Genomic DNA, 26,544 nt, shown 5'->3' with positions numbered 1-26,544 from the left:
ACAAATGTTTAAGCTTTGTTTTTTATAAATTTATTTATTATAAAGGGAAATGCCTCCACAAATTATTTTTAATCATCTATGGAGACATCTCCTTCCATAAGACTATTTATTTAAATTAACAGTAAAGGCATTATCATTATATACCGTTACTTTTTCTGATATATCATAATATTTCACCTCATAACTTTCTCCAGTCAACTCTCCATTAAACTCTACCATAACTTCGCCTGTCTCATTTAAATATCTTGCTGTAGTTACTTCAATAAAATTTAAAGTATCCACAGATGATATTACTTCATTAGTTTTTCCATCACTAATTTCTATTCTTGTAATTGTGCTATAATCATTTCCATCTTTATTCTTTAATTTTGTTTCTCCACTAAGATTTAATGTCTCACTTAAATTAAAATCTTCTATTACATTATTATCAGTTGATGTTATTTCTTTCGGTATTTTTACATAATTTCTCTCATAGGGTATAAATGTTAATGATTTAGTGTCTTCAAATATTTGCTTAAAGTTAGTATTAAAATACATTTTATAATTGTTTTCCTTATTGATAGATCCTAGAGCACTTCCATCTTTCTCTGCTATATATCTACCTTTATCATCAATAACTATAAAATATAAGTCCATATCACTTAATCCTAAATATCCTTGAATAGTTGTATTTATAGGCGTTAATATAAGCTTATTTACTACCGACCCATTGTAAATACCATCTAAACTAGCATTTAAATCATATTCTTTAACCATATCTTTTAACTTTTCATTACTAACTGGTATATCAAAATTCCACTCTCCAGAAGTAACATTAGTTTCTTTAATATCTCCTATTTTGTTAAATTTTATAGAAAGCAAAAATTCATCTGGTATTTCTACATATCCTCCATAGTAGTTTTTTGCTTGTTCTTCTTTAGGAACAATAGAATCTATCCCTACTCTATAACTTATAACCCCTGCATATACTTTATTATTATCTAAAAACTCTCCGCCACTTCCCTGTCCAAAGAATGTTGCTTCACCATTTATTTTTATTTCTTTTTCTAAGAAGTATGGGACATTAACCATTGGAGTTTCACTTTCAATTGTATAAAAAATAGATAATTCTATTCCATCATATATAACTTTATTTATAGTTGTTTTTATTCCATTGCTTTCTTTCGTTATATTTAAATCAGAGGAATACTTATCATAATTTTCATATCGATTTGATTTAAATATTTCTAATATATTTGCTATAATAGGCAATTTACTTGCATAGGTAGTTATAGTACTTCCAAATATCATAGCTATTACAAGTAAAGATGCACATATTCCTGCAACATTCTTAAATTTATTTTTTTTCTTTCTTTTTGCTTTATTTATAGCTTTATCAAAGACTTCATCAATATTTTGTGGAATATATGAATTTTCAGCATTTATTTTTTCTCTAATTTTTTTATCTAAAATATCATCAGACATTTTCATTTAAATCTACCTCCTCAATAACTTTCCTCAATTGTTGTCTAGCTCTTGAAAGTCTTGATCTAACAGTTCCTTCAGGTATTTCTAAAATCACAGCTATATCTTTAGTTGTCATGTCTTCAAAATAAAATAGTACTGTTACTATTCTTAATTCTTCACATAGCAAATTTATAGCTCTAGTTAAATCTATATCTTCATATACATCGTTATATGTCTCTTGATTTATACCTTCATCTAATGATATTATCCTTTTATTTTTTCTTATTATTTCATTACATTCATTTATTAAAATTCTTATTATCCATGTTCTAAATAAATTATCATTTTTTAAGGTATTGATCTTTTCATAAGCTTTTATAATAGTGTTTTGTATAGCATCTTCTATATCATATTGATTACTTAGAATTCCCTTAGCAACTCTATAAATGCTCAATCTATTCTCATTTATTAATGCTAAAAAATCTTCCTTATTACCACTTTTAGCTCTTGCTACATTTGATTTTCTCTTATAATTCAAAATTGAAATAAGCTCCATCTTCCTCCTCCTAATTTTTACTTAGCTAAGTATTTCACTTATTAGATGGATATAACCACTATAATGTTCAGGAATCTTTATACTTTTTTATTAATTATATCAAGTAATTTTATTTCTACTAACTACTAAAGCTATTCTAGTTTTAATTTGATATTAGGTATCGCTTATTAGACAATAAAAAATAGTAGCTTTCTGCATAATAGAAAGCTACTATTTATCTATAAAATTTATATAAATGGTATACACAATTTACAATTATCTATAGGAGAGTCAATAAGTTTACACTCAACATCAAATACATCTTTTATAAGCTCTTCATTTATTATCTCATCTTTCGATCCTTGAGTTAATATATTGCCATCCTTTATAGCAACAATATTATCAGCATATTTTAATGCATGATTTATATCATGAATAACCATTACTATTGTTCTATTTTCTTTTTCATTTAAATCTTTTAAAATATTTAAAATTTCTAACTGATACTTTATATCTAGGTGATTTGTAGGTTCATCTAGAAGTATGATATCTGTATCTTGTGCTAGAGCTAATGCAATCCATGCTCTTTGTTTTTGTCCTCCAGATAAATTATTTAATGTTCTGTCCTTTTCATCTATAAGTCCTACTTTTTTTATAGACTCTAAAACTATATCCTCATCTCTTTTGCTCCAAAATGATAGTAAGGTATGATACGGGTATCTTCCTTGCTTTACTAAATCATAAATAGTAATATCTTCTGGGGCATTACTGCTTTGAGGAAGCATTGCTAATAACTTAGCCACTTCTTTTGAAGGCATTTTAAGTATATCCCTATCCTCCATTGATATGGTACCACTTTTAGGAGCAAGTATTCTTGCTATAGCCTTTATTAATGTAGATTTTCCACATCCGTTTGAACCTATTAACGCTGTAATCTTTCCTTTTTCTATATCTAAATTAATATTATCTAATATAATTTTTTCGTCATAACATAACTTTAAATCTTTCGCTTTTATCATCTCTATCATCCCCTCTTATAATTTCTTTTCTTAATTAAAAGGTATATAAAGTAAGGTGCTCCTATAAAGGCTGTAAATATACCTATAGGTAAATCCTGTGGATAAAATAACCATTTGGATGCAAAATCAGCTAGTAATGTTATTATTCCACCTATGAATATTGAAAGAGGTATTATATTTTCAAATTTAGAATCTACCAGCTTTCTTGCAATATGTGGAGCTATTAAACCTACGAAAGATATACCTCCTCCAATAGTTACAGCTCCAGCGGCTAATGCAGCAGAAAGACCTAAGAGTATTATCCTACTTTTATGTACACTATTACCAAGTACTGTTATAACATCATCTTCAAGCTGATGAAGATTTAAATCCTTAATAAATATTACAGTTAATATTGTAAAAATACTGAATATAACTATAATTATTGCTGCATGAGTCCAATTGGCACCATATATACTTCCAGTTATCCATGTAGTAGCTTCCTTTATAAAAACTACTGGTCCATTTACTATAAGAATATTAGTTATAGCCTTACAAATAGCAGAAATCCCAATTCCTATTATAATTAACTTATTTGTTGAAGAAGATTTCCCAATTATAAGTAAAATAGATATTAAAGCTATAAATGAAAATGCAAAAATAAAGATTGGCATATAAAATATAGATGTTGTTAATGAATTATTCTTAGGATCTGTAAAAATAGTTAAAAACACTAATGCTCCAACAGATCCCCCATTAACTACTCCTAATATATCAGGAGATGCTAAATCATTTTTAACTACTCCCTGAAGTATAGCTCCTGATAATGCTAAAGATGCACCTACAAAAAACGCAACAAGTATTCTCGGTAACCTTATATTCATTACTAAAACAGATGAAAACCCAGTATTCATACCTAATATACTTTTTAAAGCATCTAGTGGGCTTACCATTACTTCACCTATACATAAAGAAAATATAAATATTAGAATAGTAACAATTAATAAAATTATACTTAATTTGATAGTCTTTTTGCTTACATTTATCATTATCTATTCCTCCTTTTTGCAATGTATATGAAGAATGGTCCTCCTATAAGTGCGGTTAAAGCACCTACTGGAACCTCTTTAGGATATACTATAAATCTTGACATTATATCTGCAAGCAATAATATAGATGCTCCTGTTAATATTGAAAATGGTATTAACCATCTATAATCCGCTCCAACAAACTTATGTACTATATGTGGAGTTATAAGCCCAATAAATGCAATTGGGCCTGCTAAAGCTACAGATACCCCAGATAAAACTGCAACTATAGCTATTATGGCTATCTTTAAATACATTGTTTTCATTCCTAGTGATCTTGCCATTTCTTCTCCTAATGAAAATACATTAAGTTTTTTTCCAATAAATAATGTAGCTATCATTACTACAAGTATTACTGGCATAAATTCAATAATTACCTCTAACTTTTTACCTTCAACAGAGCCTGTCATCCAATAAATAACTTGCTCTAAAGCAACTTCATTTTTATATAAAATTCCTTGTGCTAAGGAAAAAAACAATGCACCTAATGCTGTCCCACCTAATGTTAAATCCATAGGCTTTATATCTCCTGAAAGGCCTCCACATAATAAATAAACTAATATAGATGCCCCTAATGCACCTAAGAATGCTAACCATGCAATGCCTAAAGAAGAGATATTAGGAAAGTATGTAAGGGCTATAACTAAGGTAAGTACTGCTCCTGAGTTTATACCCAATATACTTGGTGATGCTAATTTATTTCTAGTTAACCCTTGGGTTAAAAGTCCTGATACGCCAAGAGCTCCCCCCACAAGAAGAGAATTTAATGTTCTTGGCACCCTAGAAGCTTTTATGATTATATGTTCTTGAGAATTGTTAAAATTCTTGTATGCATCTATTAACGTATCATAAGAAGTATGTATGAATCCTTTAGTAATGCTTAAGTAGCACAATATAACAGTTGTTATTATGAGCAATAAAAAAAGTATCAATTTACTACTATTACTTTTTAGTATATTTTTCATATAAATTCCTCCGCCTACATCTGAAAAATATTATCATTTGTTATTGATAATCTCTATCAGTTATGATATCATAAACACGTATTAAAATCCATATTAAATTTAATTTTGTATTATTTAATAAATTGTATAGGAGGCATAATTATGCAAAAGAAATTATTATCTGTAATTTTATCAAGTGTTTTAGCTGTAAGTATATTTGTAGGTTGCTCTAATAAAAAAGAAGATACAGCAACAAACTCCAGTACTATAACTATAGAAGATGCGATGGGAAAAGCTGAAATCCCTACAAACCCAAAGAAGGTTGTCGTATTAACTAATGAGGGTTTAGAAGCACTTCTTACTCTTGGTATAAAACCAGTTGGTGCTGTAACCGGTGTTGCTGGCGAATGGTATGAACATACTAAAGGTGAACTTGAAGGTGTAAAGCCTCTTGGAAAAGAAACTTCTGTAAATATAGAAGCTGTCGCTGCATTAAAACCTGATTTAATAATTGGTAATAAAATGAGACATGAGAAAATATATGATCAATTAAAATCAATAGCACCAACTGTTTTTTCAGATACAATAAGAGGAGCATGGAAAGATAATTTTAACTTCTATGCTAAGGTTTTAAACAAAGAAACTGAAGGAAATAAGGCTATAAAGGAATATGAAAATAAAGTTGCTTATATACAAGAAAATTTTAAAGATAAATTAGATACGGAGATATCACTTGTTAGATTCATGGATGGAAAGACTAGAATATATCTTGGAGATACTTTTGCAGGAACTATTCTTAAGGAAATAGGATTTAAAAGGCCTGCAGCACAACAAGGAACAGAGTTCGTTAATGAAATCGGTAAAGAAAGATTAAATGAAGCTGATGGAGATGTAATGTTCTACTTTACTTATGAATTAGGAGATGGTAAGGGATTAGCTAGGGAAGAAGAGTGGTTAAATGATCCTATGTTTAAATCTCTAAATGTTGTAAAAAATAATAAAGCTTATAAAGTTGACGATATTATATGGAATACTGCTGGTGGTATAAAAGCTGCTAATTTAATGCTTGATGATTTAACTAATATGTTAAATGCCGAAAAAATATAAACCTTAATACATAATTAAAAAAAGCTTAGTAATATAAAAACTAAGCTTTTTTTAATTTATACAACTAAATTTTTTTACTTATTATTATATTTAGTTTTTTATTACAAAGTTTTTATAAATACATTTTTAGATAATTCTCTAAGCTTTTCTTCATCTAGTATATATATTTTTTTATCCTCAAATCTTATAATTGATTTTGATTCCATTTCTTTAAGTGTTCTATTTAAATGCCTATATGTCGTTCCTAAAAATTGAGCAATTTCTAAAAATGATGAACTTAAAATTATATAGTCTTTATCTGTTATATGCTCAACTAAATATGTTGCTAATCTATTTATAAGTGGATATACAAAGTTATATGAACTATTATTAATAGTCGCATAAAGCTTATCACTTAAAGAATCTACTAAATGGTGTAAAAGCTTTGTATTATTAAAATACTTTTTTCTAAGTATATCTGACGGTATTGCTAGCAAATAAGTATCTTCAACTGCATCAATATTACAAAGTATAGGAATATTCTTTAAAAGCTCTAAATCTCCTATAGTATTAAAGTCTCTATAAAACTTTAAAAGCATAGATTTCCCATTTTCAAAAGGATAAAAAATTTTAACTTTTCCATCTACAAGTAAATAATAATACTCAAGACTATCTTCCGCTTCTAATATGTATTCTTCTTTTTCATAAAAATGAAGCTGAGCATATTTTAAAATCTCTTTATCTAATATATTTTCTATATTATGTTTATAAATATAGTAATTTAAAAGTTTATCATCAGAAATTCTTTTCATAATTCCTCCCATCATGACATATGTCATGTCTAGATTAATATAGATAGTGTAATTTATTTATAAAAGATTGTAAAGTTTAGGAGGAGTTTATATATGTACACTAATTTAGCTTTCGTAAATGGAATTATACTTGCTATAATGATTTTCCTTAATGGAATGCTAGCAAATATAATAGGCCCTTATATGAGTACCTTAGTATTTCACTTGCTAGGACTTATATTAATTATAATTATATCAATAATAAAGAAAAATAAATTTCCCAATTTAAAGAAGATACCTCTTCTACTTTTTATACCAGGAATTCTAAGCGTTATAACTATATTTTTAAATAATATCTGCATACCTAAAATAGGATTAACTCTTACTATTGGTATTACTTTATTCGGCCAAATTATAATGTCTAGTTTTGTAGAGCACTTCGGATTATTTGGAATGCCTATTAATAAATTTAAAAAAGAAAAATTATTGGGATTATCTATAATTTCTATTGGGATGATCTTTATGATTGCTGTATAAGGAGAAATAGAATGATATATATTTTTTTATCATTTATAACTGGAATAACTATAGTTATAAACATGATGTTAAATGGAAAACTTGCACAAACCGAAGGTAAGATAAATGGAGTTATTATAAACTATTTAATGGCTACAATATCATCAATTCTTCTTTGTATTATTATGATAAGATCTCTGCCTTCATATGCTTCTATAAAATCTATTCCATTATTTTATTTATTAGGTGGCATTATAGGTGTTTTAACTACTTATATTTTTAATATTATTGTTCCTAAAGTACCTGCAGTATATATCGTTATACTTCGTTTTATAGGCCAGATGTTTACAAGTGCACTTATAGACTATTTATACTTAGGTATATTATCCAAAGGAAAGATAATAGGAGGATTCTTATTTTTTATAGGGCTTATAATTAATGCAAAAGTCGATAATAAATATGAACATTCAAAAACTAAATTACAAAATAATATTTAACTATTTATTAATGTTTATATAAATTTATATGTTATAATTATAAAATTAACTATATATGGAGGATTATTATGAAATATGAAATTATAATATTTGATGCAGATGAAACATTATTTGATTTTAGAAAATCTGAAAAGTATGCTTTTGAAAATGCTATGATTGAATTTAATATAGACTATAATGAAAATTATCATTTAAAAATTTACTCTGATATAAATAAAGCTATTTGGAGAGAGTTTGAGGAAGGTCTTATTTCTCAAGAAAAGTTAAAAGTAGAAAGATTTAAAAGACTGTCAGATAACTTAAATATACATTTTGATGAAGTTAAATTTTCAAAATCATATTTAAAACATTTATCTAATGCATCATTTTTATATAATGATAGTATAAAACTTATAGAAAGCTTAAATAAAGATTATAGACTCTGTATAATTACTAATGGTCTTAATGATGTTCAAGATAATAGAATAAGAAAATCTATTATATCTAAATATTTCGAAGATATAGTCATTTCTGAGGAAGTTCAAATAGCAAAGCCAGATTCAAAAATATTTGAGATTGCTTTAAAAAATATAAATTATACTGATAAAAATAAGGTGTTAATGGTGGGTGATAGCTTAACTTCTGATATACAGGGTGGCATAAACTTTGGTATAGATACTTGTTGGTACAATCCTAATAGAATTATAAATAAAACTGAAATTAAACCAACTTATGAAATTTCTAGTTTAATGAAGCTCCATGAAATATTAGAAAAATAGCAGCTTCATTATCATATTTGAATATTAACTAAAAAACGAATTGCTTTAATAGCTTATGCTTTTTATAATTTTCATGAATAATGTTTCATTTTATTAAGATACTTAAAAAGGCAAAAAAATATTACTGGAAATGAAAGTTTCCAGTAATATTAATATACTAAATAAATAAACTACGCAAAATTATCTCTCTTCTCCATTTTATTATAAGCTAATTAATAATTAAATTTTCAAACTATTTTTTTACTATTGGTATATAAATATCCATCACAGTATCTTTTCTTCCATGACACCTTTCATCATAAAATTCAAAATCTAGCTTACTTTCATCAAAACTGTATTCACTATCTTTAAACCATTCTTCAAATATATATTTCCAGGTTTGTTTTATTATATCTGCAAAATCATTTTGCTCTGAATCATTTGTTGTATCTACTGGTGGAGTTGTAAATACTGCATAAGTTGCTTCTGGTACTTCCATAGTTATCATATCTTCTGTAACTTTTGTAAAATCATTAACTATAACACCAAGAAGATATATTGCAGCTCCATCCCTTTTACTAGATGATACACATAAACCCACCTCACCATGTTTTGGTGGCTCTAAAATTTTATACATTTTGCTTTCTAAATTTTCACCATCATAATTATTCCAAAATGAAGCAACATCTTTTGTATAATTCCCATTAGAAACATTCGTCTTAATACCATAACCAGCAACTTTAAATGCTGACTTTTTAACAATAATAGGATTCATTATATAACCTCCAACTCTTAATTTTGATCTTTCACCAAAATAACCATCCATGCGTTTTAGATATTGTGTAGGAGTAAAACCATACTCCTTTTTAAATGCCTTTGAAAATCCATTATGCGTATCAAATCCATATTCTACTGCAATATCTATTATTCTATTTCCATTAAATAAGTCTATTGCTGCTAATGCAAGCCTTCTCTTCTTAACATAATCCATTAAAGTCATGCCTTGATGTATGCTAAATATCCTACAAAAATGAAAAGTTGAATATCCACATTCTCTAGCTATTAATTCCGGTGTTAAATTCACCTTTATATTTGCTTCAATATACTCAATGCATTGTAATATGGCGTTGCTATAGTTCAAATTATCACCAACCTTTTCCCACGTGGTAATTATATTTTATCAATAAACTTAAGGTTAAATTACTCCTAAATTGCTAAATTAAAATATTTATAAATTTTCTAAAAATTAAATAGTATTATGAAAGAAAAAGGTTGATATCTTAATAAAGAAAAGCTTAACAATCTTTAAAATAGATTGTTAAGCTTTTCTTATTAAATTATATATTTTTTATTTTCCACTTTATTATTATACTAAGTTTTCCATCCTTTAGCTCTGATGAAATTTCATGCCCCATCTGTTCCACTAATTCTTTTGTTATAGCAAGACCAATACCGGTGCTCTTACCGCTTCTAGTACGATCCGCTGTAAAAAACCTTTGAAATAAGCACTTTGAATCTTCTTCACTTAAGTTTTTAGCCTCATTTGTAAAAGCTGTAATTATATAATCATCTTTATGCTTTAAACTTATTGATATAAATCTTTCTCCATACTTCAACGCATTTTGTATTAAATTAAATAATATCCTCTTTACAGCATTTTCATCTCCAATAATACTAGGTGCGTTTTCATCTATATCAATATAAGGCTCTATACCTTTATTGGTAAAATCATTATAAAATGAAGCTATTGAATCACAAATCAAATTAGATACATTGATTAATTCAAAATTAAATTTATATTCCTTTCCCTCAAGCCTTGATAAATCATAGAAACTAGTTATTAACATCTGTAAGGATTTTGTTCTATCCTTTATTATATTCATATACTCGTTTCTTTCAATCTGACTTATATTAGGATCTTCCATCAGCTGCAAATATCCCATTACTGATGTAAGTGGTGTTCTAAGATCATGTGATATATTGGAAATTGATTCTTTAATTTCTGAATCCATCTTTCTGTAATCAACTTCTGTTTTTTGTTTCAAATCTATAGTATTATTTATTTCTAAAATTAACTTCTCAACACTCTTATTCCCTGTCTTCAATAATACCCTTGAATTTGTTTTATTTTTATTTATATACCTAAGTTGATTCTCCACACTTTTTATTTCTTTTCTTAATAAGATGTAAAGTGTGACAACTATACCCAATATAATGGTAAGACAAATAACTATTATAAAAATCATATAGGTCACACCTTTCTATTTAATCTTTAGAATTAAATTAATAAATACCTATTTAATTTCTTTCTTCCTTAAATATAGCATACTTAATCCTGTAAATACTATAGTATATATAACTCCTACTAATATTGCAGGCCCTATATTCTCCATAGTTAAAGGTTCTCTTGCTAAAATATTTATCTTAGTAGAAATAAGGAAATTATTTAAATAACTAAATTTATCCCAAACAAGTAGTGATAATATAGCTATAATATTTTTAGTCATTAAGAATATTCCAAAATATACAAAAGCAGAAATATTACTACTATTAAAAACTAATGCTATAAATGTACCTATAGATATTGCTGCTATCCATAATACACTTGCTAGTGAGAATCTGATAAGAAATTCTGATAAGAAGTCACTTGATCCCCCTAAAAGTATTAAACCACTTATTGAAAATGCAGTTAATATAATAAATGCTGATAATATTGAAAGAATAACTGCAGTGATAACCTTAGAAATAGCTATTGTATTTCTTGTAACTCCAAAAGATACTACATTTTTAAAGGTTTGATTCTTCTGCTCATCGCTAGTTGCCATTTCAACAAATGCTCCTACTAAATATATAGGAAGAGTAAATGCTTGAGTAGCTATATTAAGCACTAAATTAAAATCTTTATCTGGAATATCTGAAATCTTAAAAAGTACTGTAACTAATACTGCCATTGCAGCTATTATTCCTGTATAAATCCAAAAATATTTTCTATTAAGATTTCTGTAAATATCTGCTCTTATATAATTAAGCATTATGTCCACCCCCAATTAAATTTATAAAGTAATTTTCTAGGTTTACTCCTTCTGAGCTCATGGAGTATAACATAATATTATTATTTATAAGAACTTTAGATACCTTCTCTGGAACATCCATAATATCATACAATTTTATTTCATTATCATTTAAAATTTCATATTCACTGCTTCCAAGTTCTCTCTCAATTATAGCAGCTGCTTTTGCTGTATCATTTACCTTTATGGCCAAAGCTTTCCTACACTTGTCACTTAACTCCTCGGAAGATAATTGTTCTAAAAATACACCATTATGAATAAAACCATAAGTAGTCGCAAGTTGAGAAAGTTCACTTAATATATGACTTGATATAAGTATTGTAGTATTTCTTTCTCTATTAAGCTTTAATAATATTTCTCTAAATTCTACTATTCCAGTAGGATCAAGACCATTTATCGGCTCATCTAAAATAAGTATATCTGGACTAGACATTATTGTAAGCGCTAATCCTAACCTTTGCTTCATACCTAAAGAAAAATTCTTGAATTTTTTATTTCCTGTATCATATAACCCTACAATTTTAAGAGCATAATCTATGGAATCTTTTTCCGCTATCCCTCTTTGAATTCTATAATATTCAAGGTTTTTTCTTGCAGATAAATAAGGGAAAAAGCTAGGAGTTTCAATTATAGCTCCTGTTCTCATTCTTGATTTATTTAACCCTTGAGATGATGTTTCATTAAACAAGTCAATTTCCCCATTAGATGGCATTGTAAGCCCACTTATCATTCTAAGAAGAGTTGTTTTTCCTGCTCCATTTTTCCCAACAAGTCCATATATATCTCCCTGTTTTATTTCCATATTAACATTATTTACTGCCAATTGATTATGATACTTCTTAGTTAAATTTTTTGTTTTAAGTATTGTGTCCATAACTTAAATTATCCTCCTTTTCTTGTATAACTATATATTAAAGTATAATCAACAAGATACCTTAAAGAAAAACTTAAGAAAGTATTAATTTCTCTGACTTATTTTAAATCCGATTCCCCATACTGTATGAATATACTCATCATTTGGTTTGATTTTAGAAAGCTTTGAGCGCAGATTACTTATATGAACATTTATTGTATTGTCGTCTCCTAAGAATTCCTCATTCCAAACATGTTCAAATAAATTTGACTTTGTGAATACCTTATTTGGATTAGCCATTAAAAGCTCTAATATACAAAATTCTCTTGCTGTAAGAATAACAAGATTTCCATCTAATGTAACCTCTACAGTATCTCTATTTAATACTAAATCCTTATGTCTTAATATTCTTTCTTCTTCTTTAGGTTTTGAAAATACCATATAGCGTCTCAATTGTGACTGAACTCTTGCTATAACCTCATTAGTATCAAAAGGCTTTGATATAAAATCATCAGCTCCAAGGTTAAGCGCTTCCACTTTAACACCTTGCTCAGCCTTTGCAGATATAACTATTATAGGCATTATTTTCAGTTTTCTTACAAATTTAATAATATCCTCTCCATTTATTCCTGGTAACATTAAATCAAGTAAAATAAGGTGAAAATCATACTGCTCCATACACATTTTAGCTTCTGTCCCTGAATATGCAGCTCTTACATTATATCCTTCTTTAATTAATATCTTGCACAGAAGATTATTTATATCTAAATCATCTTCTACAACTAATATATTCACATTATTATCCATAAACTTTCTTTAGTCTGGAAGTAAATTATATACCTCCACACCGAAGTTCCCCCTTCCGTTTTACATCTATAAAATTATATTATAAACAATTTACTTGTTGTATAACTCCAAACAGCTACTTAAAGTGATATTTTTCCATTTATATCTTATCTTTATTTTACATAATTACTGTATAATATCCAAGTTAAAAATACAATTCTTTATGTTATGTCTAAGAGTAAATATGATTTTTACAATCTTGGGTTATTGTTGATTCACATTAATATAAAATAGACATGCTATATGTACAATACAGCTCTTTGCATATAATTCTAAAGTTATTTATAAATAATTAAAAACCCCTCTACATTTGTTGAGGGGTTAAATATATCAATAAGTTTTTAAGCGGCATTTCTAAGTATTTTTAAATTTCTATTAGTAGCTTCAACTTTTTTAGGAGGTTTTATTGTAGCTACTATCACAACTGAAGCAATACACAATATTCCAACCACTATAAATGTAGGTTTAAATCCTCCTACTAATGTAGCAATAACTGATCCTGAAAGAGCTCCAAGTCCGAAACCTTGATATATAATTCCATAATTTTTACTATGATTCTTTAAACCGAAAAAGTCTCCTACTATAGCTGGGAAAACTGTAATATTTCCACCAAAACAAAATGCAATTCCAGCAACACAGGCAAAGAAAATTCCAAAGTTTAAATGTACAAAGCTTAATACGAACACTGAGATAGCAGTAACTGTAAGTGTAAACACTAATACTTTTAATCTACCTACTTTATCTGATAAGGCTCCTAATATAATTCTTCCAGAAGTATTAAATATTGCAACCATAGCTACTGCACTTGCTGCTACAGTAGGTTCAAGTCCAGCTAATTGAACACCTATATCTTTAACAATTCCTATTAAATAAAGCCCACTCATGCATGCTGTAAAGAATACTGTAAATAAAAGATAAGCTTGTCTGGTTTTTAACATTTCACTTACTGTAAAGTTATTTTCATTTGTAGTATTATTGACACTTACCCCTTCAGATGTGGCATCTTTTAATAATTGAGCACCAGTAAATACTAAAATCATTACTATAATTCCCCAATACAAAAAGGCTACAGAAACACCTTTTGAATTTATTAAACTTCCATTAATATATTTAAATACCAAGCTTCCAGCTCCATAGGCTCCTACTGAAATACCAGATATAAGGCCTTTTTTCTCAGGAAACCACTTTATACAATTAGAAAGAGTAGTAATATATGCAATACCATCTGCAGCTCCAACAATTAAACCAACCATAACATACAGCATAGATACTGATGTTACCTTAGAGGTTAACATTAAACCAGCTCCCATTATTATTCCAACTATTGATATAAGCTTTCTTATTCCTAGTTTCTCTTGAAGTTTACCTGCAAATAATGTTGAAAATGCTAAAGCAAAACTTGTAATTGAAAAAGTAAGAGCTACTTTACTTAATTCCCAGCCAAATTTATTTACAAGTGGCTGATTAAATAAACTCCAAGTGTATATTGTCCCTAATCCTAATTGAGTAATTATTGTACCTAATACTATTAACCAATTACGTTCTTGTTTACTTTTCATTTTAAAAATCTCCCTTCACTCACTCTTTAATTTTAGTTTTATACTATAATAAATAAGTAAAATCTTTATCCCTTCGTAAACCTTTTCCGATTTATTCCCTTTACTTATTTTAAATTATATAGTAGCACTCCATAAAATTATTAATTATTGAATGAGATGCAAAGAAATCTACATTAAATGCATAAATAAGCTAACTAAATACTATTAATACTCTTAACTCTAAGAACTAAGACGTAATAGTACTTAATTATCTTATTAAAAACTTGAATTATATATTCATTAGTTGTTTAAATTCCTTTAAATTACTTCTGCTTACTGGTACTTCATAATCTATATCTTGAAGTCTTAAATTATATGTATTATTAAACCAAGGTATTATTTCTCTTATTTTATTTATGTTAACAATATAAGACCTATGAGACCTAAAAAACTTATCTTTTGGCAAACTATTATAGAATTCAGTTATACTCATACCTACTGAGTATTCTTCATCCTTTGTAAAAACATGAGTTATTCTTTCTTTAGCAACACAATAGTATATATCATCTAAATCTACTACTCTTATCTTTTCATTCTTCCATAAATTCATTTTGTTAGGTATACTGTTTTTATGTAAATTATGTTTTTCCTGAATATAGCTACTTTCTAATTTTTTTAACATAGATATAATTCTAGATTCATGGTATGGCTTTAATATGTAATCGAAAGCCTCTATTTCAAAAGCCTCTACGGCATGCTCTTTATAAGCTGTTATAAATACTATATAAGGCCTTTTAGAAAAATTACTTATATTCTTCGCAAGTAGAACTCCATCAAGTGATGGTATATTTATATCTAAGAATATAGCATCAACTTGATTTTCTTGAATAAATTTAAGTACCTCTATTCCGTCTTCAAATTCATCTACTATCTCTATACTGCTATAATTTTTAATAAAATATTTAAGTTCTTCTCTTGCTAGAAATTCATCTTCAACTATTATAGCTTTCACAATCTCACCTCTTTACATAGAACTCTATTTTAGTTCCCTTATCAAGCCTTTTTATTATAAGTCCTTCCCCATAAATAAGTTTAAGTCTTAAATGTACATTATAAAGACCAATTTTATTTTCAGGCATAGTATCACTATAAATTCTCTCTATTATACCTTCACTTATACCGATCCCACTATCAGTTATAGATATTTTCACCCTTTCATCACACTTCTTTACACTAATACTTATAGTTCCCGTACCTTTATCTTTTAAAATACCATGGACTATAGCATTCTCAACTAAAGGTTGTATTGAAAGACTTGGAATTTTAATATCTACGTCATCTATATCATAAATTATATTTAATTTATTTCCAAACCTAGCTTTCTCTATCTCTATATAATCTTTAACTTGTTTAAGTTCTTTTTTTATATCTATAAACTCACCATTTAATTCCAAGTTATATCTTAAATAGCTAGCTAAATTTATTATAAGGTCCCTTGCTTTATCAGGGTCTATTCGTATAGATGAAGTTATAGCATTTAGTGCATTAAATAAAAAATGTGGATTTATTTGAGTTTGAAGAGCCTTAATTTCAGATTTATTTGCCATTTCTTTTATTTGCTCAATTTTTGATATTTCCATCAAAGTAGAAATAATTTGTGAAAGTCCCACTGCAAGACTTTGCAATGAATAAGTTATTTTGTGCTCTTTTCTATAGTATATTTTTAAAGCTCCTATAACTTCATTTTTTTCCTCAAGAGGAATTACAATAGCTGACTTTAGCATTGCGCCTTTATCCTCTAGGTTATCATTTTTTATAACTATTCTACCACTCTTTATTGCTTCTTTAGTTACTTCAGTTATTATTTCATGACCTATATTATAATTTTCTTCTCCAACTCCAACATAAGCTAATATATTTTTTTTATCTGTTATGGATACTGCATCAGCTCCTATATCATCCTTTATAATATTGCATATCTTATTTAAAGAATCACTATTTATATTTCTAAAGTATGGTAGCGTTTTGTTTGCAATATCAAGGGCTAATTTTGCTTGTTTTGCAGCTATCTTTTCTTTATCATCTGCTACACTTTGAACTAACAAAACAATAAATCCTACACTAATTTGCCCAAGTATCATTGGTATAGCAATTTTAGATACTATATCAACGCCTAATAAATGAGGTTTACTTAATATAAGTATTAGTATCATTGTTATTGTTTCACTTAGCATTCCTGCAGCTATACCAGCTATCCACCTATACTTCCTCTTAATCTTTTTATTTATATATCCAGATACAATTCCTGAAATTATACTACTAATAAGACATGGTATTGATGTTATTCCATTTATGTCTATTAAATATCTATGTAGCCCAGATACTACTCCTGTTACTATTCCTACAAGTGGTCCAAATATTACGCCTCCAGAAACTATAGTAATTGTTCTAACATTTACTAATGATCCTTCTACATCTACCCCTGTATAATTTGCAAATACAGCAAATATACTAAATACTATGCAAATAATGGCATAATCCTTTCTTTCATAATTCTCCTTCAAAAATATTTCTCTAAAACTTTGTAACCTAGTTATAATAAATAAGCATATAACCAGCAATGTAGCTCTATCTACAACTTGAAATAATATATCGTATATATAATACAGTTTAAATTCATCTCCATTCCTTAGATATTAATAAACTATAAAATCAATTTTCTATATCTGTTATAGGTAGCCATAACTTCTTGTTTTCTTGGCATAGCTAAGCTTCCTGATCCTCCATATATTTTATCTATAGAAATTAATCCATTTTTATTTATTTCGCTATACACTTCTTCAATCATCGCTTCAAAAGGTAATGATTTCTTCATCATATTCTCCTCTGCCCACTTCATAATAGCACCTATTGAATTTAATTGTTCTGTATCAACTATTTGTTCAACAGCTCTTAAATCTATATTTTCTTTATTTATACTAATTGAGCTTAATCCCATAGCTTTAATTTTTACACCTTTGTATGTGCTTTCTATAGTTCCTTTTTTAATTTTTCTATCAAATTTTATATTTACCTCTATATCTTTTTCTTTTATCCTCTTATTTATTTCACCTCTCATAAGGGATTTTGCTTCTTTTGTAACATCTTTTGCTTCATAATTATCCATTTGAATTACGTAGTCTGCTACATCAAAAAAGTCCCCAGAGCTTCCCACAACTATTATTGTGGATATATTATTTTGCTCATAAAGAGGTTTAACTATTTCTATAAATGGTGTTATTGGCTCTTTTTCTTTTGAAACTAACTTTTGCATTAATTCATCTCTAATCATAAAATTAGTTGCAGATGTATCTTCATCTATAAGTAAAAGATTTGTTTTACTTTCTATAGCTTCAACTATATTCGCTGCCTGTGATGTACTTCCACTAGCATTTTCAGTTGTAAACTTCACAGTATCTTTTCCATTAGGCAAATTATCTATAAATAATGATATATCTGTATTTTTAATACTTCTTCCATCTTCTGCTCTAACCTTTACAGCTGTGTTATCAGTAATAACAAACTCCCTACCATCACCTTCTATATGATTATAAACACCTAATTCAATAGCATTTAAAATAGTAGATTTTCCGTGATACCCTCCACCTACTATTAAAGTTATTCCTTCCTTTATACCCATTCCCTTAATTAAACCTTTATTAGGAAGATTAAATTCTACCTCTAAATTCTTAGGAGATTCAAACTTCTTTCCATTTCTTAAAGGTCTTGAAGACACTCCACTTTCTCTTGGAAGTATAGATCTATTGGCTACAAAGGCAATTAACCCCTTATTTTTAAGTTCACTTCTTATGTATTCTTGATCTTCTACTAAATTTATTCTTTCTATAATTTTTTCTTTATTTATATTTTGATAAATTAAAGTGTTTTCTATTATGCTAGGAATAATGCTGTATAATATCTTTTCTAACTCTTTAGCTAGAACACTTCTTCCCCTAGCTGGAAATCCTACATAAAACCTAGCTTCTATATTATCATTATTTATTACTATAGATGTTCTTTCTAAAATTTCTTGAGGGGATTTACTTATAGTTACCAAACCACTTTTACCTGATCCAAATATTTTTTCTCCATATTTATTTATATTAAAATAAAATAATCTAGTTAGAAAATCTGAAACTGCTATTTTTTTGTACTTTTTATCTAATAAATTTTCCGGGAAATTAGATATATTTTTATCTACAACCACTCTTAACCTTGATGGAGAAGCAAATGGATCTCCTTGAACATAATCTATACATAAAGTATAGTCTTTAAAGTGATATTCACCTTGTAGATTTTTATATAATTTATATCCCTTTCCATCTATTTTATTTAATTCATTTTTTAAAATAATAGAATTTTTCATATCTTTACCTCTTATAACTTGCTAAAATACTCATCTATTAGCTTTTCACCCATTCTTCTATACATATTGCTCATATTTATAAAAGAACTTAATAATAAAAAGTTTTTTTCAAATTCATCAGATTTTAACCCTTCTTCTTTTAAAAGCATATTCTGTATATCATTTAATTTATACTCCATCGACTTTTCTACATCAATTAAGTCATTTTGATATTGTTCTAAATAAAGTTTATATAAATCCCTTAATGCATAGTTCTCTTTATTTTCTAAAGATGTAACTATCTTATTTAGTGAGCTTTTTATATCACTTATCGATAAGGCTCCCTTTAAATTGTATATAAGACTCATTAAAATTAAGTGTTCTTTACTATATTTTTTATTTTTAACAGACATTAAAAGCTTACCTTTAGCATAATTATTAACCATTGTTTTAGTTAAAGCTTTATCTTCTTCCGTTCTTTTTGAATCATTAAACTTATTATCAAAAAGTTGAGTTACTTGATCCATATATAAATCTATTTCTGGTATCTCTTCTAAAGTTAATTGATTTTGTAAGTTTAATTCATTAAATTTTTCTTTTAATTCATTTAAATCCATATGTACCTCCATGTAGTTTCGTAAACTACTTATTAATATATATATTTAAATATACTAGTAATAAAGAGATATTTCAAGGAAATCAAAAAATATATTAATATTTCTAACTATTTCGTCTATTATAACCTTTGACTTTCAAAGTTTATTTTAATAATATAATTATAACAATACATAGTTTTTAAAACTACTTGTAAAGGAGTGTTTATTTTTGGAAAAATATTTAAGAGAACCTATAAATAGCTTAACTCATTGGATTGGTGCAATTCTTTCTCTTTTTGCTTTAATTGCAATGCTAACAAAAGGCTTAGTAAATGACTCATCTAGTATAGCAATAGTTTCTGTAGTAATATTTGGTATTAGTCTAATATTACTATATAGTGTTTCTGCAACTTATCACGGTGTAATAACAAGCGAAAAAATAATATTTAGACTTAGAAAGCTAGATCATTCTATGATTTTTATCTTAATAGCTGGGTCTTATGCACCATTTTGCCTAATAGGCATTAGTGGCTTTAAGGGAACTGTATTCTTTGCAACTATAGCATCCATAGCAATTGCTGGCATATTATTTAGGATGCTTTGGTTTAACTGCCCTAGATGGTTACAAACTTCTCTTTATATAGGCTTAGGCTGGGCTGCTATATTTATGATTAAACCTCTATCAGCAGTTCTTAGTCCTACTAGTTTATTTTTACTAGTATTTGGAGGAATTCTTTATACTATTGGTGGAGTTATATATGGATTAAAGCCAAAGAAATTCCAACTTGGTAAATTTGGTTTTCATGAGATATTTCATATATTCATCATTTTAGGTAGCTTAAGCCACTTTATATGTGTTTTCATATATTTAATATAAAATCAAAAACAGAAGGCTCTAATTAAAACCTTCTGTTTTTTTAATCTATAGAATCTAATTATTTTTCTTTAATTATCATTTTTCTTATCAATAAATATGCAGCTATAATTAATGCTATGAATAAAATAATGAACGTCAATATTGCTGTATATACATTTCTAGGAGTAATTCCAAATATATAAAATAAGAATTCAAGTACTTTTTGTGCTGCATAAGGAAAAATAGATACAAGCGCACCAAAAAGTATAAATAACATTATTGGAGAAATAGATATTACTGTTTTCATAAGCTTATTACATTTATAATAAACCATTGTTATTACAAATCCTAATGCAAATAACATTAAATACAATGCTGCTTGAAATAAGAAAGTATTAAAAAGTGTTACTATATCATTTCCTTGAATCCAGTTAGAAGTTGCCGTTGTAATATCAACATTATTGGAGAAATCAGTAAAAATCATATCATAGTTCGTAGGGCATTTAGAGAATAAACTATATACTCTATTTATTATTATATCTATAACAGACATTAAGGCTGCTATAGGTAACATTGATAAAACTGTTCCTAAAAAATAGCTTTTTCTTGATACATTATTACTCTTCATAAAATAGAAGTTTTCCTTAAACATATTTAATCCTACAATAAATATAAATATCGCTGAAGATAATTCTATTCCTGAGGTTCCAAAATTACCATAATATATTTTACTAAGTATAACTAAAAACATACATACAGCAATAAATATTAAATAATATACAAATAATGACTTTTTTAAACTATTAATATTATATTTAGCAATCTTATAAGCTTTCATTATTTAATACCCTCCTCTCCAGTTAAATGTATAAACAGCTTTTGAAGTTCAACTTTTGAAACTTCTATCCCTAACCTTTCTATATCCCTTTTATCTTCTTTACTTAATATTTCAACTATAGTTGCTTCCTTAAATCCAGAGATAGTATTAATATTTATACATTTTTTATTTTTAATATATTTATCTATACTTTCTGAAGCTCCTGAAACTATATAAGCTTCACTTAAAAGATTTTCAACTTCTTTATCACTTAAAAGCTTTCCTTCTTTTATTATTATTACTTTTTCTAGAATCTCTGCGACTTCTTCAATTATATGAGTTGAAAGAATAATAGTTTTAGGCTCATCTATATAATTAGCAACTAACTCTTTATAAAATAAATCTCTATGATTTGCATCTAAACCTAAAACTGGCTCATCAAATATCAGTATTTCTGCTCCTGATGAAAGCGTAATAATTATTTTGCATATTGATGAATATCCAGTTGAAAGCTCTTTAAACTTCTTATTAGTATCTAACCCAAACTTCTTACAAAGATTTAAAGCATATTCCATATTAAAGCTTTCATAGAATTCAGATGTCCATTTAAATAGTTCTTTTACTTTTAATCCTTGAGTATATAAATCCTGTTCTGTCATAAAGTATATCTTTCCTATAGGTTCATCTGATTCAATAACACTTTCATTATCTATAGTTATAATTCCTTCACTTGGAAATATTCTATTTGTTATAAGATTTAATAGTGTTGTCTTTCCTGCCCCATTTCTGCCTAATAAACCATAAATCTTATTTTCTTCAATTGTTAAAGAAACATTGTTTAACACCTTACTATTGCCGTACGTCTTTGTTAAGTTAGATATCTTTATTAAGCCCATATACTATTCCCCCTTTTCTATCATATCTATAATATCTTCTGTTGATATATTTAACTTTTTAGCTTCTTCTATTAATGCAACTATATAATTTTTATAGAAACTATCTTTTCTCTTTTGTATTAGTATTTCTTTGCTACCACTTAAAACAAACATCCCAACACCTCTTCTTTTATATATAATTCCTTCATCTACTAATAAATTAAATCCTTTAGCCACTGTAGCTGGATTTATTTTGAATTTTACTGATATCTCTGTAGTAGATGGTATTACTTCATCCTCCCTAAATATTCCCTTTAAAATACTATCCTCTATAGATTGAGCTATTTGAATATATATAGGAATTTCACTTGTAAAATCTAACTTCATATTAAGCCTCCTTGTAGAGTTTTATACTATATTATATTCGACTTTAGTCATTTGGTTCATTACTGTTGTAATTAACTATATGACTATTGGAATATTTTGTCAATATGTTTGATAAGTTTTTTGTAAATTTATACATATAAATATTTATCCTATATTTTGTTTAATAAATGATATAAAAATAGAGACCTGAGTTATCTCAAATCTCTATACATTATTATATTAAAAATTTTAATTATTATATTCCACCATATATTATTCCAAGTACTATAACTAAAACAGTTATAGTCGTAAAACCATACTTAGAAAACATTATAAATTTATCTCCAACCTTCTTACTTGCTCCCATATTAATTTCACTTAAAATATCTTCTTTATCTCTCATAAAGTAAAATACGATAAGTACTATCAATGCACCAATTGGAGATATAATTATTGTCATTAAATCTGAAAATCCATTAAATAAGTCCATATTTAAATTTAACGGTATTGAAAGTATAAATAGTATTCCAACAATCAAAGTAGTTGCTTTCTTCCTATTTAACCTTGTTTGAGACATCAATGCTTCTACCGGACCCTCTAGCATATTTATAGATGAACTTACAGCTGCAAATATCACACTTAAAAAGAATAATATAGATAGTATTTGACCTGCTGGCATTGATTTAAATATTGTTGGTAATGTTATAAATAATAAAGGCGGACCTGACATTGGATCAAGTCCGAATGCAAATACTGCTGGCATTATAACAAATGAAGCTAATAGTGCTGATATTATATCTAATATTGCTGTACTTATTGCTGCCGTTGGTATATCCATATCCTTTCCTATATAACTACCATATACAACCATTCCACACCCATTTAATGATACTGTAAAAAATGCTTGTCCTAAAGCCATTACCCACGTATCTACTTTAAATAAGTATTCCCACTTAGGTGTTAATAAGTATTTAACGCCTTCCATTGCTCCTGGTAATGTTAATGATCTAACTGCTAATAATATAAAAATTATAAATAATAAAGGCATTATTATTTTATTTATTTTTTCTATACCCTTTGTTACACCTATAATAACTATAATAAGAGCTATAAATATAGCAATCGCATTCCAAAGTATAGTTTCTGTACTCCCTGAAAAATTATTAAAATAACTGTTTATTTCTATTGTATTTATTTCTCCTGTTACACTTAAGGTAAAATATTTAATAATCCAGCCTACCACTACATTATAAAACATAAAAACTCCTGCTAATCCTACTGCTGGTATTACTCCTAATAATATTCCACCCTTCTTACCTTTTTTTTCAAAGGCCCTCTTTATCCCTGTTAATGATCCTCCTTGTGATGCTCTTCCAAATGCAAACTCTGTAATAAGCCCTGTAGAACCAAGTAATAAAACAAATATAAAGTATGGTATTAAAAATACTGCTCCTCCATTTTGCCCCAGTCTATAAGGAAACATCCAAATATTTCCTAGCCCTACAGCTGCTCCTATACAGGATATTATAAATCCTGCTCTGCTTGTAAAATGTTCTCTTTTCTTCATAACCTACATTCCTCCTTGTTTTATAAAAAAAACCACATAGACTACGCTATGTGGTAAATAAGCAACTTTAAAAATTAAAGCCACATAGCATTTATCTATGTGGCTAAATTAACTCTGTGAATTTGAGCACAACTAACAATAATAACCATCATAGATACAAACCCCGAATCTTCTTAACGGTCTGTATCTATAATTGTTTTTATAAATACAAGACCTATCTATAATAGTTATAATAATATTCTATATTAACTTTTATTTTTTTTAAGTTAATATTACTGCCCATTTCTATTCTCCTAAAACTTCCATTTTAATACATAATATCACCCCCCTATATAAGTGTCAATCTTTAATTTTTTCAAAATTTTAATAATTTACTTCTTTTCCATTAAGTTTTCTAAATATTATTTTACCTTTAAATGAAAATATGTTAAGTTTATGATATAATAACGAAATGAATAAGATTAGAAATGAGGTCGGTTTTTAGTGATAACTGTATCAAACGTAAGTTTAAGATTTGGTGCTCGTAAGCTTTTTGAAGATGTAAATATAAAATTTACTCCTGGTAACTGCTATGGTGTTATCGGTGCTAACGGTGCTGGTAAAAGTACATTCTTAAAAATATTATCTGGGGAGATTGAGCCAAACACAGGAGATGTTTCTATTGCTCCAAATACAAGAATGTCTGTTTTAAAACAAGATCATTATGAATATGATGAATTTGAAGTTTTACAAACAGTTATAATGGGAAACAAAAGATTATATGAAATAATGGAAGAAAAGGATTCCTTATATGCAAAGCCAGACTTTTCTGATGAAGATGGTATAAGAGCTTCAGAATTAGAAGGTGAATTTGCTGATATGAATGGTTGGGAAGCTGAATCAGATGCTTCTTCATTACTTCAAGGATTAGGAATCGGAACTGATATGCACTACAAGAAGATGTCAGAACTTGTTGGGGGCGAAAAGGTTAAGGTTCTTTTAGCTCAAGCCTTATTTGGTAACCCTGGAATACTAATTCTAGATGAGCCTACTAACCACTTAGATATACAATCAATTAACTGGTTAGAAGATTTCCTTTTAAGATTTGAAGGAACTGTAATAGTTGTATCCCATGATAGACACTTCTTGAATACAGTATGTACTGTAATGGCTGATGTTGACTTTAGCAAAATCAAGTTATATGTTGGTAACTATGATTTCTGGTATGAATCAAGCCAATTAGCACTACAAATGTCTAAGGATCAAAACAAGAAAAAAGAAGAAAAAATTAAGGAATTACAAGATTTCATTGCTAGATTTAGTGCTAACGCTTCAAAATCTAAGCAAGCAACATCTCGTAAAAAACTTTTAGATAAAATTACTTTAGATGATATTCAACCTTCAAGCAGAAGATATCCTTTCATTGGTTTTAAGCCTGAAAGAGAAGTTGGTAACGAAATTTTAACTGTTGAAGGATTAACTAAAACAATTGATGGAGTTAAAGTTTTAGATAATGTTAGCTTTAGAGTTAATAAAGATGATAAGATAGCTTTCATTGGAGATAATGATATTGCTATAACAACTTTGTTTAAAATAATAAATGGCGAAATGGAAGCAGATAGTGGAGAATTCAAATGGGGAATAACTATAACAAAATCTTACTTCCCTAAAGATAATAATGAATTCTTTGATAACTGTGATCTAAGCCTTGTAGATTGGCTAAGACAATATTCAGGTAACACTGTTGAAGAACAATCAGAATCTTACTTAAGAGGATTCTTAGGCAGAATGTTATTCTCTGGAGAAGAAGCTTTAAAGAATGCTAGCGTTTTATCAGGAGGAGAAAAGGTTAGATGTATGTTATCTAGAATGATGCTTACAAATGCTAATGTATTAGTACTAGATCAACCTACAAACCATTTAGACCTTGAATCTATAACAGCTGTTAATAATGGACTTAATGATTATAAGAGCGTTATACTATTCGCTTCTCATGACCACCAATTTATACAAACTATTGCTAATAGAATAGTAGATATTAAAAAAGATGGTTCAATAGTAGATAGAACTATGACATATGATGAATACTTAGAGTTCGCTGGAAAAACTAAGTAATATCTTTATAAAAAGCTGTACTAAAGGGTATTTTACTCCTTAG

26 protein-coding genes are annotated in these 26,544 nt (G+C 27.5%); 6 read left to right on the top strand and 20 right to left on the bottom strand.

What is annotated here, in order from left to right:
* Positions 1–102 precede the first annotated feature (102 nt).
* The 5 genes from ACZJV1_RS00305 to ACZJV1_RS00285 all read right to left on the bottom strand — a co-directional run bounded on the left by ACZJV1_RS00305 (position 103) and on the right by ACZJV1_RS00285 (position 5,032).
* Positions 103–1,470, bottom strand: a complete 1,368-nt coding sequence (locus ACZJV1_RS00305) for a DUF4179 domain-containing protein (protein ID WP_463651071.1) — start codon at positions 1,468–1,470, stop codon at positions 103–105.
* Entirely contained in the window at positions 1,457–2,002 is a 546-nt protein-coding gene (locus ACZJV1_RS00300) for a sigma-70 family RNA polymerase sigma factor (protein ID WP_463651070.1), read from the bottom strand. Before ACZJV1_RS00300 ends, ACZJV1_RS00305 begins: the two co-directional genes overlap by 14 nt.
* A 227-nt stretch (positions 2,003–2,229) precedes the next feature.
* Positions 2,230–3,000 (bottom strand): ABC transporter ATP-binding protein, encoded by a 771-nt coding sequence (locus tag ACZJV1_RS00295; protein WP_463651069.1) that lies wholly within the window; start codon positions 2,998–3,000, stop codon positions 2,230–2,232.
* A 5-nt stretch (positions 3,001–3,005) separates the two neighbouring features.
* A complete protein-coding gene (locus ACZJV1_RS00290) occupies positions 3,006–4,028 on the bottom strand; it encodes a FecCD family ABC transporter permease (RefSeq protein ID WP_463651068.1) in 1,023 nt (340 codons plus the stop codon).
* Complete coding sequence (locus ACZJV1_RS00285) at positions 4,028–5,032, bottom strand: FecCD family ABC transporter permease (RefSeq protein ID WP_463651067.1); 1,005 nt, start codon at positions 5,030–5,032, stop codon at positions 4,028–4,030. Before ACZJV1_RS00285 ends, ACZJV1_RS00290 begins: the two co-directional genes overlap by 1 nt.
* A gap of 141 nt (positions 5,033–5,173) precedes the next feature.
* On the opposite strand from ACZJV1_RS00285, the gene ACZJV1_RS00280 reads away from it, so the two are divergent.
* Positions 5,174–6,118, top strand: a complete 945-nt coding sequence (locus ACZJV1_RS00280) for an ABC transporter substrate-binding protein (protein ID WP_460288563.1) — start codon at positions 5,174–5,176, stop codon at positions 6,116–6,118.
* A gap of 101 nt (positions 6,119–6,219) precedes the next feature.
* Here ACZJV1_RS00280 and ACZJV1_RS00275 read toward each other — a convergent pair whose 3' ends face one another.
* Entirely contained in the window at positions 6,220–6,909 is a 690-nt protein-coding gene (locus ACZJV1_RS00275; protein ID WP_463651066.1) for a Crp/Fnr family transcriptional regulator, read from the bottom strand.
* A 93-nt stretch (positions 6,910–7,002) separates the two neighbouring features.
* On the opposite strand from ACZJV1_RS00275, the gene ACZJV1_RS00270 reads away from it, so the two are divergent.
* From ACZJV1_RS00270 to ACZJV1_RS00260, 3 genes are all read left to right on the top strand, one after another.
* A complete protein-coding gene (locus tag ACZJV1_RS00270) occupies positions 7,003–7,425 on the top strand; it encodes a DMT family transporter (RefSeq protein WP_460288565.1) in 423 nt (140 codons plus the stop codon).
* Positions 7,426–7,436: 11 nt separating this feature from the next.
* Positions 7,437–7,901: a DMT family transporter gene (locus ACZJV1_RS00265; RefSeq protein WP_463651065.1), complete on the top strand. Its 465-nt coding sequence runs from the start codon at positions 7,437–7,439 to the stop codon at positions 7,899–7,901.
* A 68-nt stretch (positions 7,902–7,969) separates the two neighbouring features.
* Positions 7,970–8,659, top strand: coding sequence for a YjjG family noncanonical pyrimidine nucleotidase (locus ACZJV1_RS00260; RefSeq protein WP_463651064.1), 690 nt, complete (start codon positions 7,970–7,972; stop codon positions 8,657–8,659).
* Between the two features lie 232 nt (positions 8,660–8,891).
* Here the strand turns inward: ACZJV1_RS00260 and ACZJV1_RS00255 are convergent, their stop codons facing one another.
* The 10 genes from ACZJV1_RS00255 to ACZJV1_RS00210 all read right to left on the bottom strand — a co-directional run bounded on the left by ACZJV1_RS00255 (position 8,892) and on the right by ACZJV1_RS00210 (position 19,947).
* Positions 8,892–9,779 carry an AraC family transcriptional regulator gene (locus ACZJV1_RS00255; RefSeq protein WP_463651063.1) on the bottom strand — a complete coding sequence of 296 codons (888 nt, stop codon included), beginning with the start codon at positions 9,777–9,779 and terminating at the stop codon, positions 8,892–8,894.
* 196 nt (positions 9,780–9,975) lie between these two features.
* Positions 9,976–10,884 (bottom strand): sensor histidine kinase, encoded by a 909-nt coding sequence (locus ACZJV1_RS00250; protein WP_463651062.1) that lies wholly within the window; start codon positions 10,882–10,884, stop codon positions 9,976–9,978.
* A gap of 48 nt (positions 10,885–10,932) precedes the next feature.
* Positions 10,933–11,670: an ABC transporter permease gene (locus tag ACZJV1_RS00245; RefSeq protein ID WP_463651061.1), complete on the bottom strand. Its 738-nt coding sequence runs from the start codon at positions 11,668–11,670 to the stop codon at positions 10,933–10,935.
* Positions 11,663–12,583 carry an ATP-binding cassette domain-containing protein gene (locus tag ACZJV1_RS00240; RefSeq protein ID WP_463651060.1) on the bottom strand — a complete coding sequence of 307 codons (921 nt, stop codon included), beginning with the start codon at positions 12,581–12,583 and terminating at the stop codon, positions 11,663–11,665. Before ACZJV1_RS00240 ends, ACZJV1_RS00245 begins: the two co-directional genes overlap by 8 nt.
* Positions 12,584–12,667: 84 nt before the next feature.
* Entirely contained in the window at positions 12,668–13,369 is a 702-nt protein-coding gene (locus ACZJV1_RS00235; RefSeq protein WP_463651059.1) for a response regulator transcription factor, read from the bottom strand.
* Positions 13,370–13,749: 380 nt separating this feature from the next.
* Entirely contained in the window at positions 13,750–14,967 is a 1,218-nt protein-coding gene (locus tag ACZJV1_RS00230) for an L-lactate MFS transporter (RefSeq protein WP_463651058.1), read from the bottom strand.
* Between the two features lie 268 nt (positions 14,968–15,235).
* A complete protein-coding gene (locus ACZJV1_RS00225; protein ID WP_463651057.1) occupies positions 15,236–15,958 on the bottom strand; it encodes a LytR/AlgR family response regulator transcription factor in 723 nt (240 codons plus the stop codon).
* Positions 15,959–15,962: 4 nt separating this feature from the next.
* Entirely contained in the window at positions 15,963–17,606 is a 1,644-nt protein-coding gene (locus ACZJV1_RS00220; protein WP_463652133.1) for a LytS/YhcK type 5TM receptor domain-containing protein, read from the bottom strand.
* Between the two features lie 44 nt (positions 17,607–17,650).
* Complete coding sequence (locus ACZJV1_RS00215) at positions 17,651–19,351, bottom strand: ABC-ATPase domain-containing protein (protein ID WP_463651056.1); 1,701 nt, start codon at positions 19,349–19,351, stop codon at positions 17,651–17,653.
* Positions 19,352–19,362: 11 nt separating this feature from the next.
* Entirely contained in the window at positions 19,363–19,947 is a 585-nt protein-coding gene (locus tag ACZJV1_RS00210; RefSeq protein WP_463651055.1) for a DUF1836 domain-containing protein, read from the bottom strand.
* Between the two features lie 208 nt (positions 19,948–20,155).
* On the opposite strand from ACZJV1_RS00210, the gene trhA reads away from it, so the two are divergent.
* Positions 20,156–20,803: a PAQR family membrane homeostasis protein TrhA gene (gene trhA, locus ACZJV1_RS00205; protein ID WP_460288577.1), complete on the top strand. Its 648-nt coding sequence runs from the start codon at positions 20,156–20,158 to the stop codon at positions 20,801–20,803.
* A 58-nt stretch (positions 20,804–20,861) separates the two neighbouring features.
* Here the strand turns inward: trhA and ACZJV1_RS00200 are convergent, their stop codons facing one another.
* From ACZJV1_RS00200 to ACZJV1_RS00185, 4 genes are all read right to left on the bottom strand, one after another.
* Entirely contained in the window at positions 20,862–21,620 is a 759-nt protein-coding gene (locus ACZJV1_RS00200) for a hypothetical protein (RefSeq protein WP_463651054.1), read from the bottom strand.
* Positions 21,620–22,495: an ATP-binding cassette domain-containing protein gene (locus ACZJV1_RS00195; RefSeq protein ID WP_463651053.1), complete on the bottom strand. Its 876-nt coding sequence runs from the start codon at positions 22,493–22,495 to the stop codon at positions 21,620–21,622. The genes ACZJV1_RS00200 and ACZJV1_RS00195 overlap by 1 nt, the downstream gene beginning before the upstream one ends.
* Positions 22,496–22,498: 3 nt before the next feature.
* Positions 22,499–22,861, bottom strand: coding sequence for a GntR family transcriptional regulator (locus ACZJV1_RS00190; protein ID WP_460288580.1), 363 nt, complete (start codon positions 22,859–22,861; stop codon positions 22,499–22,501).
* A gap of 235 nt (positions 22,862–23,096) precedes the next feature.
* A complete protein-coding gene (locus ACZJV1_RS00185) occupies positions 23,097–24,407 on the bottom strand; it encodes a sodium-dependent transporter (protein WP_460288581.1) in 1,311 nt (436 codons plus the stop codon).
* Between the two features lie 483 nt (positions 24,408–24,890).
* Here ACZJV1_RS00185 and ACZJV1_RS00180 point away from each other — a divergent pair, with 483 nt between their 5' ends.
* Entirely contained in the window at positions 24,891–26,501 is a 1,611-nt protein-coding gene (locus ACZJV1_RS00180) for an ABC-F family ATP-binding cassette domain-containing protein (RefSeq protein ID WP_411169351.1), read from the top strand.
* Positions 26,502–26,544: the final 43 nt, after the last annotated feature.

The sequence above is a fragment of the Clostridium sp. LS3 genome, assembly GCF_055330225.1.
This window is presented reverse-complemented; position numbering and strand designations above follow the sequence as displayed.

Bases quoted from the DNA above. Each gene is read 5' to 3' on its own strand.
- ACZJV1_RS00260 (WP_463651064.1), top strand. From the start codon at position 7,970: ATGAAATATGAAATTATAATATTTGATGCAGATGAAACATTATTTGAT.
- ACZJV1_RS00190 (WP_460288580.1), bottom strand. From the start codon at position 22,861: ATGAAGTTAGATTTTACAAGTGAAATTCCTATATATATTCAAATAGCT.
- ACZJV1_RS00295 (WP_463651069.1), bottom strand. From the start codon at position 3,000: ATGATAAAAGCGAAAGATTTAAAGTTATGTTATGACGAAAAAATTATA.
- ACZJV1_RS00300 (WP_463651070.1), bottom strand. From the start codon at position 2,002: ATGGAGCTTATTTCAATTTTGAATTATAAGAGAAAATCAAATGTAGCA.
- ACZJV1_RS00245 (WP_463651061.1), bottom strand. From the start codon at position 11,670: ATGCTTAATTATATAAGAGCAGATATTTACAGAAATCTTAATAGAAAA.
- ACZJV1_RS00235 (WP_463651059.1), bottom strand. From the start codon at position 13,369: ATGGATAATAATGTGAATATATTAGTTGTAGAAGATGATTTAGATATA.
- ACZJV1_RS00200 (WP_463651054.1), bottom strand. From the start codon at position 21,620: ATGAAAGCTTATAAGATTGCTAAATATAATATTAATAGTTTAAAAAAG.
- ACZJV1_RS00240 (WP_463651060.1), bottom strand. From the start codon at position 12,583: ATGGACACAATACTTAAAACAAAAAATTTAACTAAGAAGTATCATAAT.
- ACZJV1_RS00265 (WP_463651065.1), top strand. From the start codon at position 7,437: ATGATATATATTTTTTTATCATTTATAACTGGAATAACTATAGTTATA.
- ACZJV1_RS00305 (WP_463651071.1), bottom strand. From the start codon at position 1,470: ATGAAAATGTCTGATGATATTTTAGATAAAAAAATTAGAGAAAAAATA.
- ACZJV1_RS00270 (WP_460288565.1), top strand. From the start codon at position 7,003: ATGTACACTAATTTAGCTTTCGTAAATGGAATTATACTTGCTATAATG.
- ACZJV1_RS00230 (WP_463651058.1), bottom strand. From the start codon at position 14,967: ATGAAAAGTAAACAAGAACGTAATTGGTTAATAGTATTAGGTACAATA.
- ACZJV1_RS00280 (WP_460288563.1), top strand. From the start codon at position 5,174: ATGCAAAAGAAATTATTATCTGTAATTTTATCAAGTGTTTTAGCTGTA.
- ACZJV1_RS00195 (WP_463651053.1), bottom strand. From the start codon at position 22,495: ATGGGCTTAATAAAGATATCTAACTTAACAAAGACGTACGGCAATAGT.
- ACZJV1_RS00275 (WP_463651066.1), bottom strand. From the start codon at position 6,909: ATGAAAAGAATTTCTGATGATAAACTTTTAAATTACTATATTTATAAA.
- ACZJV1_RS00285 (WP_463651067.1), bottom strand. From the start codon at position 5,032: ATGAAAAATATACTAAAAAGTAATAGTAGTAAATTGATACTTTTTTTA.
- ACZJV1_RS00210 (WP_463651055.1), bottom strand. From the start codon at position 19,947: ATGGATTTAAATGAATTAAAAGAAAAATTTAATGAATTAAACTTACAA.
- ACZJV1_RS00215 (WP_463651056.1), bottom strand. From the start codon at position 19,351: ATGAAAAATTCTATTATTTTAAAAAATGAATTAAATAAAATAGATGGA.
- ACZJV1_RS00185 (WP_460288581.1), bottom strand. From the start codon at position 24,407: ATGAAGAAAAGAGAACATTTTACAAGCAGAGCAGGATTTATAATATCC.
- ACZJV1_RS00290 (WP_463651068.1), bottom strand. From the start codon at position 4,028: ATGATAAATGTAAGCAAAAAGACTATCAAATTAAGTATAATTTTATTA.
- ACZJV1_RS00250 (WP_463651062.1), bottom strand. From the start codon at position 10,884: ATGATTTTTATAATAGTTATTTGTCTTACCATTATATTGGGTATAGTT.